13 protein-coding genes and 1 tRNA gene are annotated in these 14,629 nt (G+C 72.7%); 5 read left to right on the top strand and 9 right to left on the bottom strand.

Translation table 11 applies throughout. The features are described 5' to 3' along the window. The first annotated feature begins 66 nt into the window (after positions 1-66). Both ACZ5D2_RS29840 and ACZ5D2_RS29845 read left to right on the top strand, forming a co-directional pair. Positions 67-831, top strand: coding sequence for an alpha/beta fold hydrolase (locus ACZ5D2_RS29840; protein ID WP_468933583.1), 765 nt, complete (start codon positions 67-69; stop codon positions 829-831). 307 nt (positions 832-1,138) lie between these two features. Then, complete coding sequence (locus tag ACZ5D2_RS29845) at positions 1,139-2,203, top strand: sodium:calcium antiporter (RefSeq protein ID WP_371680742.1); 1,065 nt, start codon at positions 1,139-1,141, stop codon at positions 2,201-2,203. A 33-nt stretch (positions 2,204-2,236) separates the two neighbouring features. On the opposite strand, the gene ACZ5D2_RS29850 is transcribed toward ACZ5D2_RS29845, so the two are convergent. Further along, the gene (locus tag ACZ5D2_RS29850; RefSeq protein ID WP_468933587.1) at positions 2,237-3,430 is read right to left on the bottom strand and encodes an MFS transporter; all 1,194 of its coding nucleotides are present in this window, start codon (positions 3,428-3,430) and stop codon (positions 2,237-2,239) included. Between the two features lie 47 nt (positions 3,431-3,477). On the opposite strand from ACZ5D2_RS29850, the gene pdxR reads away from it, so the two are divergent. Further along, positions 3,478-4,929, top strand: coding sequence for a MocR-like pyridoxine biosynthesis transcription factor PdxR (gene pdxR / locus ACZ5D2_RS29855; protein WP_468933590.1), 1,452 nt, complete (start codon positions 3,478-3,480; stop codon positions 4,927-4,929). 40 nt (positions 4,930-4,969) lie between these two features. Here pdxR and ACZ5D2_RS29860 read toward each other — a convergent pair whose 3' ends face one another. From ACZ5D2_RS29860 to ACZ5D2_RS29870, 3 genes are all read right to left on the bottom strand, one after another. Then, positions 4,970-7,321, bottom strand: coding sequence for a M9 family metallopeptidase (locus ACZ5D2_RS29860; protein WP_468933593.1), 2,352 nt, complete (start codon positions 7,319-7,321; stop codon positions 4,970-4,972). Between the two features lie 260 nt (positions 7,322-7,581). Beyond that, a complete protein-coding gene (locus ACZ5D2_RS29865) occupies positions 7,582-8,391 on the bottom strand; it encodes a peptidoglycan-binding protein (protein WP_468933596.1) in 810 nt (269 codons plus the stop codon). Beyond that, positions 8,388-8,546, bottom strand: coding sequence for a hypothetical protein (locus ACZ5D2_RS29870; RefSeq protein WP_371680748.1), 159 nt, complete (start codon positions 8,544-8,546; stop codon positions 8,388-8,390). Before ACZ5D2_RS29870 ends, ACZ5D2_RS29865 begins: the two co-directional genes overlap by 4 nt. A 256-nt stretch (positions 8,547-8,802) precedes the next feature. Between ACZ5D2_RS29870 and ACZ5D2_RS29875 the strand changes: the two genes are divergently transcribed. Together ACZ5D2_RS29875 and ACZ5D2_RS29880 are read left to right on the top strand one after the other, a co-directional pair. Next, complete coding sequence (locus tag ACZ5D2_RS29875; RefSeq protein WP_468933599.1) at positions 8,803-9,675, top strand: hypothetical protein; 873 nt, start codon at positions 8,803-8,805, stop codon at positions 9,673-9,675. 83 nt (positions 9,676-9,758) lie between these two features. After that, positions 9,759-9,849 (top strand) — tRNA-Asp (locus ACZ5D2_RS29880). Between the two features lie 72 nt (positions 9,850-9,921). On the opposite strand, the gene ACZ5D2_RS29885 is transcribed toward ACZ5D2_RS29880, so the two are convergent. From ACZ5D2_RS29885 to ACZ5D2_RS29905, 5 genes are all read right to left on the bottom strand, one after another. Further along, positions 9,922-10,134 (bottom strand): hypothetical protein, encoded by a 213-nt coding sequence (locus ACZ5D2_RS29885; RefSeq protein ID WP_371680751.1) that lies wholly within the window; start codon positions 10,132-10,134, stop codon positions 9,922-9,924. Then, complete coding sequence (locus ACZ5D2_RS29890; protein ID WP_371680752.1) at positions 10,131-10,538, bottom strand: hypothetical protein; 408 nt, start codon at positions 10,536-10,538, stop codon at positions 10,131-10,133. The genes ACZ5D2_RS29885 and ACZ5D2_RS29890 overlap by 4 nt, the downstream gene beginning before the upstream one ends. A gap of 222 nt (positions 10,539-10,760) precedes the next feature. Continuing rightward, complete coding sequence (locus ACZ5D2_RS29895; RefSeq protein ID WP_468933603.1) at positions 10,761-12,212, bottom strand: sensor histidine kinase; 1,452 nt, start codon at positions 12,210-12,212, stop codon at positions 10,761-10,763. Next, positions 12,209-12,910 carry a response regulator transcription factor gene (locus ACZ5D2_RS29900; RefSeq protein ID WP_468933606.1) on the bottom strand — a complete coding sequence of 234 codons (702 nt, stop codon included), beginning with the start codon at positions 12,908-12,910 and terminating at the stop codon, positions 12,209-12,211. Before ACZ5D2_RS29900 ends, ACZ5D2_RS29895 begins: the two co-directional genes overlap by 4 nt. 93 nt (positions 12,911-13,003) lie before the next feature. Continuing rightward, positions 13,004-14,530, bottom strand: coding sequence for a hypothetical protein (locus ACZ5D2_RS29905; RefSeq protein WP_468933609.1), 1,527 nt, complete (start codon positions 14,528-14,530; stop codon positions 13,004-13,006). Between the last annotated feature and the right edge of the window lie 99 nt (positions 14,531-14,629).

Genomic DNA, 14,629 nt, shown 5'->3' on the forward strand with positions numbered 1-14,629 from the left:
GGACGGGCCGTTCACGGGCCACTGCCGGGCGGGGGGCTGTCGGTGCCGGCTCCTATGATCCACGTCATGCGCGAGTACTTCACGGCGGACGGGCGGAAGCTGTCGTACCTGGACTTCGGTGGTCCGGGGAGACCGCTGCTGGCCCTGCACGGGCACTACAACGAGGCGTCGGCGTTCGCCCCGCTCGCGGAGGCGTTGGCGCCACGGTGGCGGGTGATCGCGCTCGACCAGCGCGGACACGGAGAATCCGACCGCGCCCCCGCCTACGGGAGGGACGACTACGTATCCGATGTCGTCGCCCTCCACCGGCACCTGGGGGCCGGGCCGGTGCCGGTGCTGGGGCACTCCCTGGGCGGGGTGAACGCCTACCAGTTCGCCGCCCGGCACCCGGACAGGGTCAGTGGGCTGATCGTGGAGGACATAGGCGCGGCAGTCCACTGCGACTGGTCGTTCACCACGCGCCTTCCCCCCACCGCACCGTCCCGCGTGGCGCTGGTCTCCGCCCTCGGCGCGGCGGCGCCCTATCTGGAGTGCTCGTTCAGGCAGGGCGACCGGGGCTGGGGCTTCTCCTTCGGGATCGACGACACCGTCGCCTCCCAGAAGGCGCTCAACGGTGATCACTGGGACGACTGGACGGCGGTGTCCTGCCCCACCCTGCTGGTCCATGGAACGGAGAGCGACGAGTTGACGGCGGATCACGCCCGGGACATGGTCGCCCGCCGCGGCCGGCGGACCCGCCTCGTCGAGCTGCCGGCCGGTCACGTCGTGCACCACGACGCTCCGGAGCGGTTCGCCGCCGAGGTCGGAGCCTTTCTGTCGGAGGCCAGCTGAGACCCAGAGAACCCGCCTTCACCGGTCGTCGGACCAGGTGCGAGGGGGGCCGGGGGCGGCTCCGTCACCGCATGCGGCTACACTGGGCCACTGCGAAGGGGAGTAGCCCCGCAATACCGGTCGTCGACACACTGGAACCTCCGGGTTCCCGGTGGCCGGGCCCGCGCCCGATGGGGATGCGGGTGGGCGAGACCTTCGGCCCATTGTCGACGACATCAGATGCGCGTCGGCGGGGTCGAAGCTGCCGCCGCCCCCCCGCGCTGGTCGTCCTCGATGCCCGTCGGTGCGGGAAATCCGGACGGTTCCTGTGATCCATTTCGTACTGCTCATCGTGTGTGCGGGGGCGATCTACCTCTCCTGTGAGTGGTTCGTCAATGCCGTGGAGTGGCTGGGCGAGCGCCTCAACGTCGGAAAGATGGCGGTCGGCACCATCCTGGCCGCCTTCGGTACCGCTCTGCCCGAATCGGTGGTGACGCTGGTCGCGGTGACCACCGGCGCCACCGACGAGGCGAAGCAGACCGGCGTCGGCGCCGCGATGGGCGGGCCGCTCGCCCTGGCCACCATCGCCTACGGGGTGACCGGCGTGATGTTGCTCCTCAAGCGCCGCAGGCAGCGCCTGGAGGTTCCGGTACCGGCGGGCACACCGCAGAACGGGCCGGGTAACGGGCCGGGCGACGAGACGCTCGGCAGCCCGAAGGACATGGAACGGCTGGCCAAGGACCAGAAGTGGTTCCTGCCCATCTTCTTCCTGAAGGTCGCCCTCGGTCTGGTCGCCTTCGCGTTCAAGCCGGCCCTGGGCGTGCTGTTCTTCGCCGCGTACGCGGTCTACTTCTGGCGCGAGATCCGTAGCAGCCGCGCCGACGACGACACCGATGAGGACGAAGCACTGGAGCCGCTGAAGCTCCAGCCCAAGGCGGCCTCTCCGGCCACCTGGGCCGTGGCCGTCCAGACTCTGGCCACCCTTGTCGTGATCTTCATCGCCGCGCACTTCTTCGTGAAGCAGCTCGATGCCATCGGTCCGATGCTGGGCTTGTCGGCGACGGTCACCGCCCTGCTGCTCTCGCCGATCGCCACCGAGCTCCCCGAGATCATGAACGCGCTGATATGGGTCCGTCAGGGCAAGACCAAGCTGGCCCTCGCCAACATCTCCGGCTCGATGATGATCCAGGCCACCGTTCCCAGCGGCATCGGCCTGATCTTCACCAGCTGGCACTTCGACGGCCCCCTGCTGTGGTCCGGGATCATCACCATCGCGGCGATCACCTATCTGCTGCTGACCATGCGTGCGCACCGGCTGACTCCGGCCCGGCTGGCGGTGGCCGCCGGGTTCTACGCGGTCTTCGCCATCGGACTCGTCCCCGTCCTCGGCTGACCGCTGCGGAGACCGGCAGGCGCGGGCCGCGGCTCAGACCGTGGTCGCGGTGGTGGTTCGCGCCCGCCGGTCGCGGACGGCGGGGACGACCGCGGTCAGCATCGCGACCCCGGTCAGGGCGAAGGCCCACGGATATCCGGTCGCCGCCGCCAGCCATCCGAAGGCCACGGCACCGACGCCCATGCCGACGTCGTAGGCGATGTTCCACAACGCGCTGACGGTGCCGTAGCCGCCGGTGGGGGCCCGTGCGTACATCACCGTGATCGTGGCGTTCTGGAGGACGCCGAAACCGGTGCCGAACACCGCCGCGGCGACGACCACGGCGACGGGCTCGGCGGTCAGCACCATCAGCAGCGTGCCGACGGCCGACAGCAGCAGACCGGGCAGCACCAGGCCGGCGGAGCCGCGCCGGTCGCCCAGCCTGCCGGCCAGCCAGCGGCCCGCCGTGGCCGTCGCGGGCTGGACGAACAGCGCGACGGCGACCGCGCCCGTGGCCGCACCGTGCACGGCGAGCGGCAGGAAGGTGACGACGATCCCGGAGACCATGGCCGCGAACGCGAAGACCACGGCCGGGCGCCGCAGTCCGACCGAACGCAGCCCTTCGGCGATGCCGACGGCACGCCCCGACGCGCCGACCCGGCCGGGCAGGCCGGCCACCGAGGGGATCGCCACGAGCGTGGCCGCGGCGCCCACCGCGAAGACCGGCCCGTAGCCCGCGTGCGCGGCCAGCCACACCCCGAGCGGCAGCGCCACCAGCGCGGGCACCCCTCCGACGATGCCGACCACGGCCAGGCCCTCGCCGCGCCGTTCGGCCGGGATGAGCGACGCCGTCAGCGCACCGCCCGCGACGAGGGTGAACCCGTAGCCCAGTCCGCGCAGCAGGCAGACCGCGACGATCCACCACAGGTTCCGGGAGAGGGGCAGCGCCAGGGCCGGCGCGCCCAGCAGGCCCAGGCCGACGGCCAGTACGACGCGGTAGCCGTAGCGGTCGACCAGGGCGGGCGTCGCGAACTCGCCCGCCACCGTCGCCAGCATCAGCGCCCCGGTGGCCAGGCCCGCCGCCCCGCCCCCGCCCGCGGGGGTCGCGTACGTGGGGACGACCGAGAGCAGCAGGTGGAAGCCGGCGGAGGCGCCCAGCACGGAGACGAAGCGCAGCAGCAACGGAGGTGTCAGCAGGGGCGGGCGCACCACGAGCGGCGGGGCGGCGGCCTTGGGTGTTTCGGTCACGGCATGACGCTAAGTGGCCTACCGGATCGCCGGTAAGCTCCAGTTCCATGCCGTTGGAGTGGTCCAGTTCCCCGCCCGAACTGCTCCTGGTCGTCGACCGGGGAAGCGGTCTTCCGCTGCGCGCCCAGCTGGAACACGGGCTGCGGGACGCGATCCGCACCCGGCGCCTGGACGTGGGAGAACGGCTGCCGTCCTCGCGGGAGCTCGCGCGGACGCTCGGTCTCTCGCGCGGTCTGGTCCAGGACTGCTACGCCCAGCTCCAGTCCGAGGGCTACCTGGTGACGCGTCCCGGCTCCGCCACACGCGTGGCGGCGGGAGCCGCGCAGACGCCCGGTCTCCCGCAGCCGCGGAACGAGGCCCCGCGCCTGGTGGCGGACTTCCGCTGGGGAGTACCGGACTTGGGCACCTTCCCGGTCCGGGACTGGCTGTGGGCCACCCGGGAGGCCGCCCGCGCCATGCCGACCGCCGCGTTCGACTACGGCGACCCGCGCGGCAGCGCGGTCCTGCGCGAGGTCCTGGCCGGGTACCTGCGCCGGGTACGCGCCGCCGTGGCCGCACCCGGGCACATCGTCGTGTGCAACGGCTACGCCCAGGGCCTCGGGCTCGCCCTGGGCGTACTGGCCGACGCCGGCGTGCGGACGGTGGCCTTCGAGGACCCCGGCTCACCCGCCACCATCGGCGGGGCCGCCGCGGCGGCCGGCCTGCGCGCCGTCCCCGTACCGGTGGACGAGCGGGGAATCGACGTGGACAGGCTGGCCGCGACCGGCGCCCGCGCCGTCGTCGTCACCCCCGCCCACCAGTGGCCGACCGGCGTCGCGCTGGCCCCGGAGCGCCGGCTGGCCCTGATCGAGTGGGCCCGCGGGCGCGACGCGATCATCATCGAGGACGACTACGACGCGGAGTTCCGGTACGACCGCGAACCCGTCGGCGCGCTCCAGGGCCTGGCCCCCGACCGGGTCGTCTCCCTCGGCACCGTCAGCAAGTCCCTGGCGCCCGCCCTGCGGATCGGCTGGATGGTCTGCCCGCCCGAGCTGGTCGAGCCGCTGACCGCCCGCAAGTACCGGAGCGACCGCGGGACCCCCACCCTCGACCAGCTGGCCCTCGCCGGCCTGATCGAGTCCGGACGCTTCGACCGCCACCTGCGCCGGATGCGCGCCACCTACGCGTCCCGCCGTACCGCCCTGCTCGCCGCGCTGACCGAACACGCCCCCGAGGTGCCCGTCACCGGCCTCGCGGCCGGATTCCACGCCGTCGCCCACCTGCCCGTCGGCGTGGACGAGCACCACGTCGTCGCCGCGGCCCACACCCGGTCCGTCGGCCTGTACGGCATGAGCACCTGCCGCGCATCACGTGCCGACGGGCCCGCGCAACTCGTCCTCGGCTTCGGCAACGTCGGGGTACGGGCCATCACGGACGGCATCGCGGCCGTCTCCGACCTGCTCACCGGCCGATCGCGCGCTGAGGCCGGCGGGCCCTGTGAGGAAGCCCGCCGGCGGTGACCCGGTGTCCGCCGGGGCCGGTCGGCCCCGGCGGACCGGCTCACTTGGACTGCGTGGAGACGCTCACACCGCTGAAGTCCTGCGCGGCGGCGAGGCTGAAGTAGACCCAGCCGGACGGCGGGTTGTCGATCGTCAGCGTCTCGCCGTTCCCGGCATTGGTGGACTTCGCCTGGTAGTTGGCGGTGGTGGCCCAGGTGCTGCCACCGTAGTAGAGGTCGGCGTTGCCGGTTCCTCCGCTGCTGGTGATGGTCAGCTGCTTGACACCGGCGGGCAGGTACAGGAAGTGGTAGCTGTAGTTGCCGGTGGCGGCCGCGAGGTTGTCCCGGCGGCAGTTCTTGTCGAACTGACGGGCGTCGCTGATGGTGCACAGCGGGGTGGACTGGGCCTCCGGCAGCGGGCCGCAGTCGTTGGTCGCGCAGGTGGTCGACAGCCAGGTGGCGAAGCCGGCGTCGTAGCCGGTGCCGATGGTCTGCTTCAGGAAGGTGCGGGCACCGTTCCAGTCACCGGCGCGGTACTTGCCCAGCACGGTCTCGACGTCGGCGGGGTGCGCCTGGAGCATGTAGCGGACCGCGAGGAAGCCCCAGCGGTAGACCCGGTTCGAGTTGACGTCGGGGTCCCCGTCCTGGTTGTAGACGGTGTCGAACAGGTCGCTCAGCTTGTACGTGTTCTTGGCGGCCTCGGCGATCGCGTCGGAGTTGCGCACGCCCCGGTAGCCGTACGAGATGTTCTCGGCGATGCCCTCGACCCACCAGATGGTCGGCGTGGTCAGGCTGGCGTCGAAGTCGCCGGCCATGTTGTAGCGGCCGTCGAGGTAGTGCGTGTACTCGTGGTTGAGGTTCCAGATCTGGAAGTCCGGACGCAGCCAGCTGGCCTCGTGGGCGATGAAGCGGGCCTGGTTGCCGGGGGCGGCCGGGTTGCCCTCCTCGTACATGCCGCCGTTGTCGACGTCGATGTTGTAGATGGCCCAGGCGTACAGCGCGTACTGGGTGTAGTCGTCGAAGACGACGACCTCGAGGTTGGTGTTCACGTCACCGGGGATCGCGCCCTTGTCGCCGATGACCCGGTGGAAGTAGGCGTCCTGGTTGACCAGGCTGGTGCAGGTGCTGTCCAGCTGGCCGGGGGACATGTCCTGGGCGCGGATCTTCAGGCCCGGGGTGCACGTGCGCTGGATCGGCAGGACCAGCGGGAGCACGCGCTCGCCCAGGTCGCAGATGGCGTAGGCCGCGCAGTTGTTCCTGTCGTACTGGCGCGTGTACCAGCCCAGGTTCATCGTGATCGGCGCGGTGGGGCCGACGTTCGGGTAGCGGTTGATCAGGTCCTTCAGCAGCGGCCGGACCCGGTCCTTCAGCTCGGGGACGTCGAGGGCGTAGCCGAGGTAGCGGCCGACGTTGCTGACGACGTCCAGGCGGTTCAGCTCCGCGCCGTTGCGGGTGATGAAGCCGGCCCAGGTGTCCAGGATGGCGGGGTCGGCCTTGAGGGCGGCCCGCCAGCCGCGGGCGTCGTTCTTGGCCTTGAAGCCGTTCTCGACGACCCATTCGACGTGCTGCATGGAGAGGTTCATCTGGCCGGGCCACGTGCCGTCGTAGGCGCCGAGCATCCACTTGACGACGCCGGCGTACCGGCCGGCGGCGTGGGTGCTGTCGATCAGCGTGACGACCTCGTTGAGGATCTCGCCGTTCGCGTCGGTGACGTCCTTGCTGCGCGGGGAGGCGAAGAAGGCGTCGAGCGCGCCGCGCGCCGAGCCGTCCAGCGCCGTGCCGTAGTCGCCGACGACGTCCGCGTGGTTGTCCTGCACGTAGTAGCCGGCGCGCAGGAACAGCACCAGCTGCCCGATGGCGGCGCTGTTGTTGCCCGAGTAGGTGGCGGAAGCGTCGCGCAGCGCGTCGGCGACGGTCACCATCTGGGCCTCACGGAAGGCCTTCCGCGCGTTCTCCCCGGTGAGGCTGAACAGCGGGTACGTACAGTCGATCCGGGGGAGGGCCTTGAGCTGCTGGACCAACGCGCCGCCCGTGGCGTTGATCACGCCGGAGAGGTCGCCGCACTCGTCCCCGGCGGCGGCCGAGGACTGCCGGTCGGCCTTGTCGGCCTTGTCGGCCTTGTCGGCCTTGACGGGCTTGGTGGTGGGGGCGGGGGCCGTGGCGGCCTCCTGGGTGCTGTCCTGCGAGGAGATCCGGAAGCGCGAGCTGTTGCGCAGCGCATCGGGCGACTTGGGGACCGGGATCGACCGCGGCGCGGAGGCCGCGGTTCCACGTGCGTTCGCACCGGCAGGGGCCGTGGCGCCGACGGAGGCGGCCTGGCTCGGTGGCGTGAACAGGCCGAGCGCAATGAAGACGGCTGCGCCGAGCGCAGGAAGTCTGCGCGCGCCGGCCTTCGATATGCGGAAGGGATGCATCTGTGGGGGCCTCCGGGGCCGTTGTGCCGCGTGCTGGGGACACGGGCAGCTGATGTGTGACATGTAAAATTTCACATGTCGCAGCGTGCCGGAAGTCTTTTGGCCAGATTCTCGGCCACCGGAATTGAAACGTTGTCAACTTCCGGCCCCCGACCGTGAGGTCGCCCGGCGTCGCATCGCCAGGACGCCTGTTACGGGCCGGCGGCGGGCCCGGGGAGCGGGCGGCCCGCTGGCCGCTGAGGGCCTCGGACCGTCCCGCGTCAGGACTCGACCCTGGGGACCTTGAGCTTGGCCCAGGACGTGGGGCCCGGGGTGCCGTCGGCGTCCGAGCCGGTGTAGCCGAGTTGGTGCTGCCAGGCCTGGTAGGAGTCGACGTCGCCCGAGCCCCAGACGTCGGCGTTCGCCGTGCTCCGGTAGCGGTCGCAGCCGACGTCGACGAGCCGGTCGTGCATGGCGGCGATGACCGGGCTGCGGCGGCCGGCGGTGAAGAACCCGCCGCCGGGGAAGGGTTCGAAGGCGGGCGCGGGGGGTGTCCAGCGCCAGGAAGTGACGGCGGGGCCGCCGCGGGGATCGCTGGGGTCGGCGGTGGGCGGGCACTGCCCGTCGGGGTAGCGGGGGGCGAAGTAGCCGGTGACGTAGCTGCTGCGGCGCGGGTTGGAGTGCGACCAGACGCCGTTGCCCTGGCCGTGGTCGACGGAGCCGGCCTGGATGCTGTTGCCGCCCTTGGTGTAGACGGTGTCGGCGTCGAAGCCGGTGACGATCTCGGTGTGGGCGCCGTTGCCGAAGTTGACCCAGGCGCCGACGGAGGGGTAGTCGGACCACTGGCCGCGAGCCTTGGCCCAGGCCGTGAAGGTGCTCACGTTGTCGACCTTGGGCACGATCGCGTCGAGACCGGCGTCGTGGTACATGCACCAGTCGAAGATCACGCACCAGGCGACGCCGTCCTCGCCGAACTCCTCCCCCCAGCGTGTGTAGTTGTCCCAGCCGTCGTGACTGTTCCAGCCCTCGTAGATCTGTTCGCGGACGGTCATGAGGTGGTCGGTGAGCTGCTGCCACTGGGGTGTGCTCATGGGGGTGCCTCCAGGTGGGACGGGGTCGCGGGTGACGTTCCGGCCTTGGTGCCGCGCAAGCCGGCGGCGGGCGGTGCGCAGGGGCGGGCGTCCTGTGCTGCGGGCAGCCGGACGGGGCCGTGCGCGGTGAGGTAATCGGAGTCGTCGGTTTTCATGAGGATCCCCGGGAGTTGGTGGCCCGATACCGCCCTGAGCTGCTGAAACGATTCAGCTGGATCTCGCGGATGCCGGGCGTTCCGGAATGCCGGCCGAAGGCGCCCGACCGTCCCCGCGCGGAGCCCGCGACAGCCGGGTGGGTCAGGGTCCGGAAGACTAATTGAACGCGTTCAGTCCGACTGGCAGAATGGATCCGCGCAGTCGGCCGGGCGGCACGACCGTTTCGTTTCGACGCAGTGCGAGGGAGGGGTGACCGTGGATCAAAGGCGTTCGTACGGACGGGTGCTGGTGGTCTCGGTGCTGGTGGGCTGTCTGGAGGTCGCGCTCGCCCTCGTGGTGGTCCTCCTGTACGTCCGGACGCAACCCCCGCCGGACACCCCGGTCGACCGCTCCGCCCTGGCGGCGGGGCTGCTCTCCTTCAGCGTGGTCATCGGCGTGATCGCGCTCCTCCTGTCCGTGGTCTTCGTACTGCCGGCCGTGGCACTGGGCGATCTGATCGGCCGTCGGATCGGCGGACGCGAGGCGTGGTGGGTACCGGCGGTGGTGGCGGCCCTGGTGGCACCACCGGTCGTGGCCTTCGCGGCGTACAACCACGTGGAGGGGCGGAGCGCGCTCGTCTTCTGGGCGGTGGCGACGGCCGCGCTCTCGCTGGGCGGTCTGGTCGCCCGGATCCGGCGCCGGGGACTGGTCGGGCAAGTGACCTTGTGGGGTTCGGCGGTGGTGGCGGGAACGGGCCTTCTCGGCGCCCTCGGCTTCGCCGCAGACCTGCTGCCCGCCTACGAGCCGCCCGCGATCGGTCCGTCGACCGTGGCCGGCACCTGGGTCGACCACACCAGCGGGACGCTGGTCTTCACCCCGGACGGCCGGGTCACGGCCTCGGGCGTGGGCGAACACGCCCCCGACGATCCGCCAGGCGGCCCGTCACGGAGTTGTTCGGGCTCGGGAACCTGGTCGTACGAGCCCGGACGTGACGTCTGGACCCAAGAGGTCCGGGTCCGCGTACCGGGGTGTTCCTGGCAGGTGTGGAGCGTCGGCGGCACCGACCGGACGCCCCGTATCTACCGGCACGTCGGTCGCCCGGACTCCGGAAAGCTGTACCAGCTGCGGAAGGCCGTCGACGGCCCGTGACGCCGGGCGTGTCAGCGCGGGGTCAGGGGCCGTGGTGCAGTCTGGTCGTCGTGACCGGGAGAGTGAGCGGGCCGGGTCGCGAGGGAGAGGTGCCCGGAGTGGTTGATCGGGGACCGGCCATCGGCCGTTCGGGTTCCGTCGGGATCCACGCAGGTTCGAATCCTGCCCTCTCCGCCGTACGCACCGTACGCACCGTACGCCGACGACGGCCCACCCGGGAATGCCGGGTGGGCCGTCGGGACGGGGTCAGTTGTTCTGCGTGGCGTCCGTATCCGCCTGCGAGGCCGCGCTGTCGGCGGCGTCCAGCTTCGCCTGCATGTCCGCGGCCCGGCCGTCGGTGCCCGCCGACTGCTCCGCCTTCGGGTGGGCGGCTGTGCCGCCCCCGCAGCCGGTCAGCAGCAGGACGGCCCCGGCGGCCAGGGCGGTGAGTACGGAGGCACCGCGCCGGGCGGACCTCACTTGGACCCCTGCGCGCTGCACCAGGTGGAGACGGCCTTCAGGTCCTCCTGGCGCTTCTGCAGGGTCGGCACCAGGTTCTTGCGGAACGTCAGGCGGTCGTTGAGGTACGTGTGGATCTCGGTGTGGCCGGCGTTCTTCGCCTCGGTGACGCGCTGCTCCAGCCGGGCGACCGAGCCCGCGACGGTGGCGTCGCCGTTCAGCCGGGTGAGGGCGGCGCTGATCCGGGCCTCGGTCTTCGGCAGGCGCTTGCAGATCGACTTGGCGCCATCGCCCTTCGGCGCGGACTTCGCCGAAGCGGAGGGGCTCGGCGAGGCGCCTGCGGCCTGCGCGGGGCCGGCGGACAGCAGTGCACCGGCCAGGGCGACGGCGCCGATCGCGGCGGCGGTCCTACGGTTCGCGAGCATGGTGGTGTTCCCTTCGGTGCGACGGGCCGACGCGTGGGCGTGCCGGCCGAGCAGGACGCTAGGGAGCCTTTTTGTGGATTCCTTGTGACCGCCGCACCGCCGCACCGCCGCACCGCCGCACCGCCGCACCGCCGCACCGCCGCACCGCCGCACCGCCGCACCGCCGGAGCGGCCGCACCGCGCCGCTCCGGGCCCCCGGGGCTCGTCCGAACCCCGCGCCCGTCAGTCGCCCCGGGAGATCCAGTCGCGTCGTGCGGGCAGCCGCACGGTCGGTTCGTCGTCCGAGACCAGCGGGAGCCGCACCTCGAAGCGCGCGCCCGTCCCGCCGGGTACCTCGCCGAGGACGACCGTGCCCCGGTGCAGCGCGGCCTGCTGGGCCACCAGGGTGAGCCCGAGGCCGGAGCCCGGGCTGCCGGGCCGGTGGTGGAACCGGCCGAAGACGGCCTCGCGTTCGGCGGGCGGTACACCCGGCCCCTCGTCGTCCACCGTCAGCACCGCGAAACCGCCCCCCGCGTTCAGCCGGACCGTGACCCGCGGCGGCTCGCCCGGCCGGTGGCCGTGCACCACCGCGTTGCGCAGCAGATTGGCGAGCATGATCTTCAGACCGGAGTCCCAGCCGAAGATCCGCAGCTCCGCCGGCAGTTCCACGTCCAGGACCAGACCCGACCCGCCGTGCCGGCGCGCCGCCTCGTCGGCGGCCGAGTCCACCAGCTCGCACAGGTCGAGCGGGGCGAAAGCGGAGACCTCCACGAGGTCGCCGAGCGCGAGCATCCGCAGCGCGCCGAGCAGTTCCAGCAGCCGGGCGTGGTCGCTCCGCAGGTCGCGCACCACCTCGGCCCGTTCACCGGGGGAGAGGTCGGGGTGGGCGGCGAGTACGTCCAGGTCCGTCTGCATGCTCATCAGCGGCGTACGCAGCTCGTGCGAGGCGGCGGAGGAGAAGGACCGGGCGGTCTCCAGCGCCTGCGCGGTCCGCGCCGCCTGCTCGTCGTAGCGGGTGAGGAGCTGGCCGATGGCCGTGGACAGTTCGTCCACCTCGGCGATGTTCACGGGAGTACCGACGAAGGCGGCGGCCCCGGCCGCCGGGTCGAGTCCGGCGGCCCGCCGGCTCAGCCGCCGTACGGACGCGGTGGCGCGCCCCGCCAGTCCGTACGCGAGGAGTCCCGACACCGGGGCGGCCAGCAGGGCCACGAGCAGCACCCGCCGCCGTACGGCGGCCACCTGCGGGTCGGTGCTCGAAGCCGCCGTGTAGATCCACAGGTTTCCGGGCACCGCGCTGGTCACCGGCACGCTCAGCACCCGCCAGGCGTGGCCCTTGGCGCGGACCGTGACCGGGCCCTGCGGGGTCCGGTCGGGCAGCCGGACCGCCGCGTCGGGCTGCGGACCGCCTTCCAGGACGGTCGCTCCGTCGGCGCCGCGCACCCGGATCCCCGCGTCCAGGACGTCACCGAGCACCTTGCGGTGCTGGTTCTGCTCCGCCTTCGGCCGGCCGTTGCGGTCGGCGGTCAGCAGGGCCCGTACGTCGGGCAGGACGGCCGACGCCCGGTCCTGGAGCCGCGCGTCCTGTTGCTGGCGCAGGTCGCGGCTGACGAGTCCGAGCACCAGCAGACCCGCGGCCAGCACCAGCAACGGCATGACCACGGTGACCGAGAGCGCGATCCGGGTGGCGAGCTTCACGATCCGCTCCCCGTGCCGGGCACGCGCAGCACGAACCCGACGCCGCGTACCGTGTGGATCAGCCGGGGGCGTCCGCCCTCTTCCAGCTTGCGGCGCAGGTAGCTGACGAAGGTGTCCACCGCATCGGTGCGCACCTCGAAGTCGTAGCCCCACACCCGGTCCAGCAACTGGTCCCGGGTCAGGACGATGCCCGCGTTGCGCACCAAGGCGGCCAGCAGCTCGAACTCCCGCCGGGTGAGGTGGACCTCGGTCCCGCCGTGGTGCACCTGGCGGGTCGCCTGGTCCATCTCCAGCGGTCCGGCACGCAGTACGTCCCGCTCGCCGCGCGCCGGGCTGCGCCGTAGCAGGGCGTGCAGTCGCAGCACCAGCTCCTCCAGTGCGAAGGGCTTGACGAGGTAGTCGTCGGCGCCCGCCTGGAGCCCGGCGACCCGGTCGGCCAGTTCGTCCAGGGCCGACAGCATCAGGACGGGGGTCTCGTCCCCGCGTGCGCGCAGGCTCCGGCACACCTCCGTACCGGTCAGCCCCGGCATGGACACGTCCAGGACGAGCACGTCGGGGGGCCGCGCGTCCACCTGGGCGAGAGCGCCGGGCCCGTCCTCGGCGAGGACCACGGTGAATCCGCTCAGCCGCAGTCCGCGCTCCAGCGAACGCCGGATGGCGGCGTCGTCGTCCGCCACGAGCACCACTGCCGTGTTCATGCTGCCTCCCGCACTGCCCCTGCCCGGACCGGGCCCGACCCTCTCACAGCCGTCCACGCCGACCGGAGGCGGCCCCCGACCGGAAGGCGGGGTTCAGGTGAGCCGCTCGGTGTCCACGTCCAGGACGAGGACCTCCCGGTCGGCCGCCACCACCAGGGCCCCCTCGGTGTCGAACGTCAGACCGGTGACCGGGGTCACGGCGACCGGCGTACCGTCCACCGTCGCGCAGGCCATGGCCGAGAGGCCGCTCGGGTGGCCGACGAGCGCACACCGCGGGGTGCCGGTGCGCAGGTCCCACACGAAGACCTCGTCGCCGTCGTTCCCGGGCAGCCGCGACAGTCCGACCGGCTCGCCGTCCACCGCGCCGCACGCCACCTTGAGGGTGCCGGAGCGGGTGACCCGCGTGCGGTGCCCGGTGAAGGCCGTGGTCGCCCGCCCGGTCGCCGGATCGAGCACCGCGACCCGCCCGCCCAGGGCCGTCACCAGGACCGCGGCGCCGTCGACTTCTCCGCAGGCCATCGCGTCGGATGCGCCCGCGACCACCGAATGGAGGAAGGGGTTGAGCATTCCACCGGTCGCCCATCGGGGGCGCGCGACCAGACCCTCGTTCAGCGCATCGGCGAGGTCGGCCGCCCCGTACCGGGCGGCGTCGAGGGCGAGGAGCCGGTGCCGGCGAGCGGGGGAGGCCGTGCGGTGGGCGACGGCGGAGGCCGTGTACACGGCCCGGACGGTGCGGCCGGCGGCCGTGTGCGCGTGCGGCAGGGCCGGCAGCAGGGTGTCGGGGTCGGAGTGGACCAGGTAGCCGACGTCGGAGAGCAGTGCGTCGAGCCGGCCGGCGGCCAGGGCGTGCGTGGCCAGGTGGCGCAGTGCGTAGGGATGGGCCCGGGACCAGTCGCGGGTCGCGTCGGTGCCGTAGGGCACGTCGCCGAGGACCTCGACGAACGCCCGGTGCACCGCACGCGCGACCACGGTTCCCAGGTCCAGCGCGGCCGGGATCCGCCCGGCCGTGGACGGGGCGTTGACGGCGTCCGCGAGCAGCCGGGGGAGGGCACCGGGGCGTGCCTGCTCGAAGGGGCGGGTCGCGGTGACGATCACCAGGCCGGAATCTCCGGGTCCGGTCCAGTCGCGTTCCATGCCGTTCAGGGCTGCGGCGGCGGCCTGGTTGCCGCCCGTTCCCGAGTAGCAGGTGTCGAGCACGAGGAGGAGGCGACGCAACGGGGTGTCCATCAGCAGGGCTTCGGCCAGCCGGACCGTGGGCAGCAGGAAGGCTTCGTCGGCCGGGTCCGCGTCCGCGGCCATGAGGACGTGGCGGCCGTTCTCCAGGATCTGCCCGTGACAGCCGAGGTACATCACGACGTGGTCCTCGGGGCGGATCCGCTGCCTGCACAGGGCCCGCAGCAGCTGCGTCAGGTCCGCCTCGGAGGGGTCGATGCCGGGTTCCGGCAGGAGGCTGTACCCCGGGGTGCGGGTGAACAGCTCGATGATGTCCTTGCGGGCCCCTTCGAGGGACGGCACGTCGAGCCGCGGGTCCCCGCGGTAGCGGGCGACGGCGGCGGCGACCAGCGGCCGCCGACCACCGGCGGGATCGGGGCCCGGCCCGGGACCGGGGTGGGCCGTCAAGCGGTCACCGCAGGCCGGCCGCCACGGCCTCGCCCGTCCGTCGTTCCGTCAGATACGTCCGGATGTCGTGGGCGTGGGCGCCGTTGTGGGTACGGACGT

This window comes from Streptomyces sp. NPDC031479 (assembly GCF_055581065.1).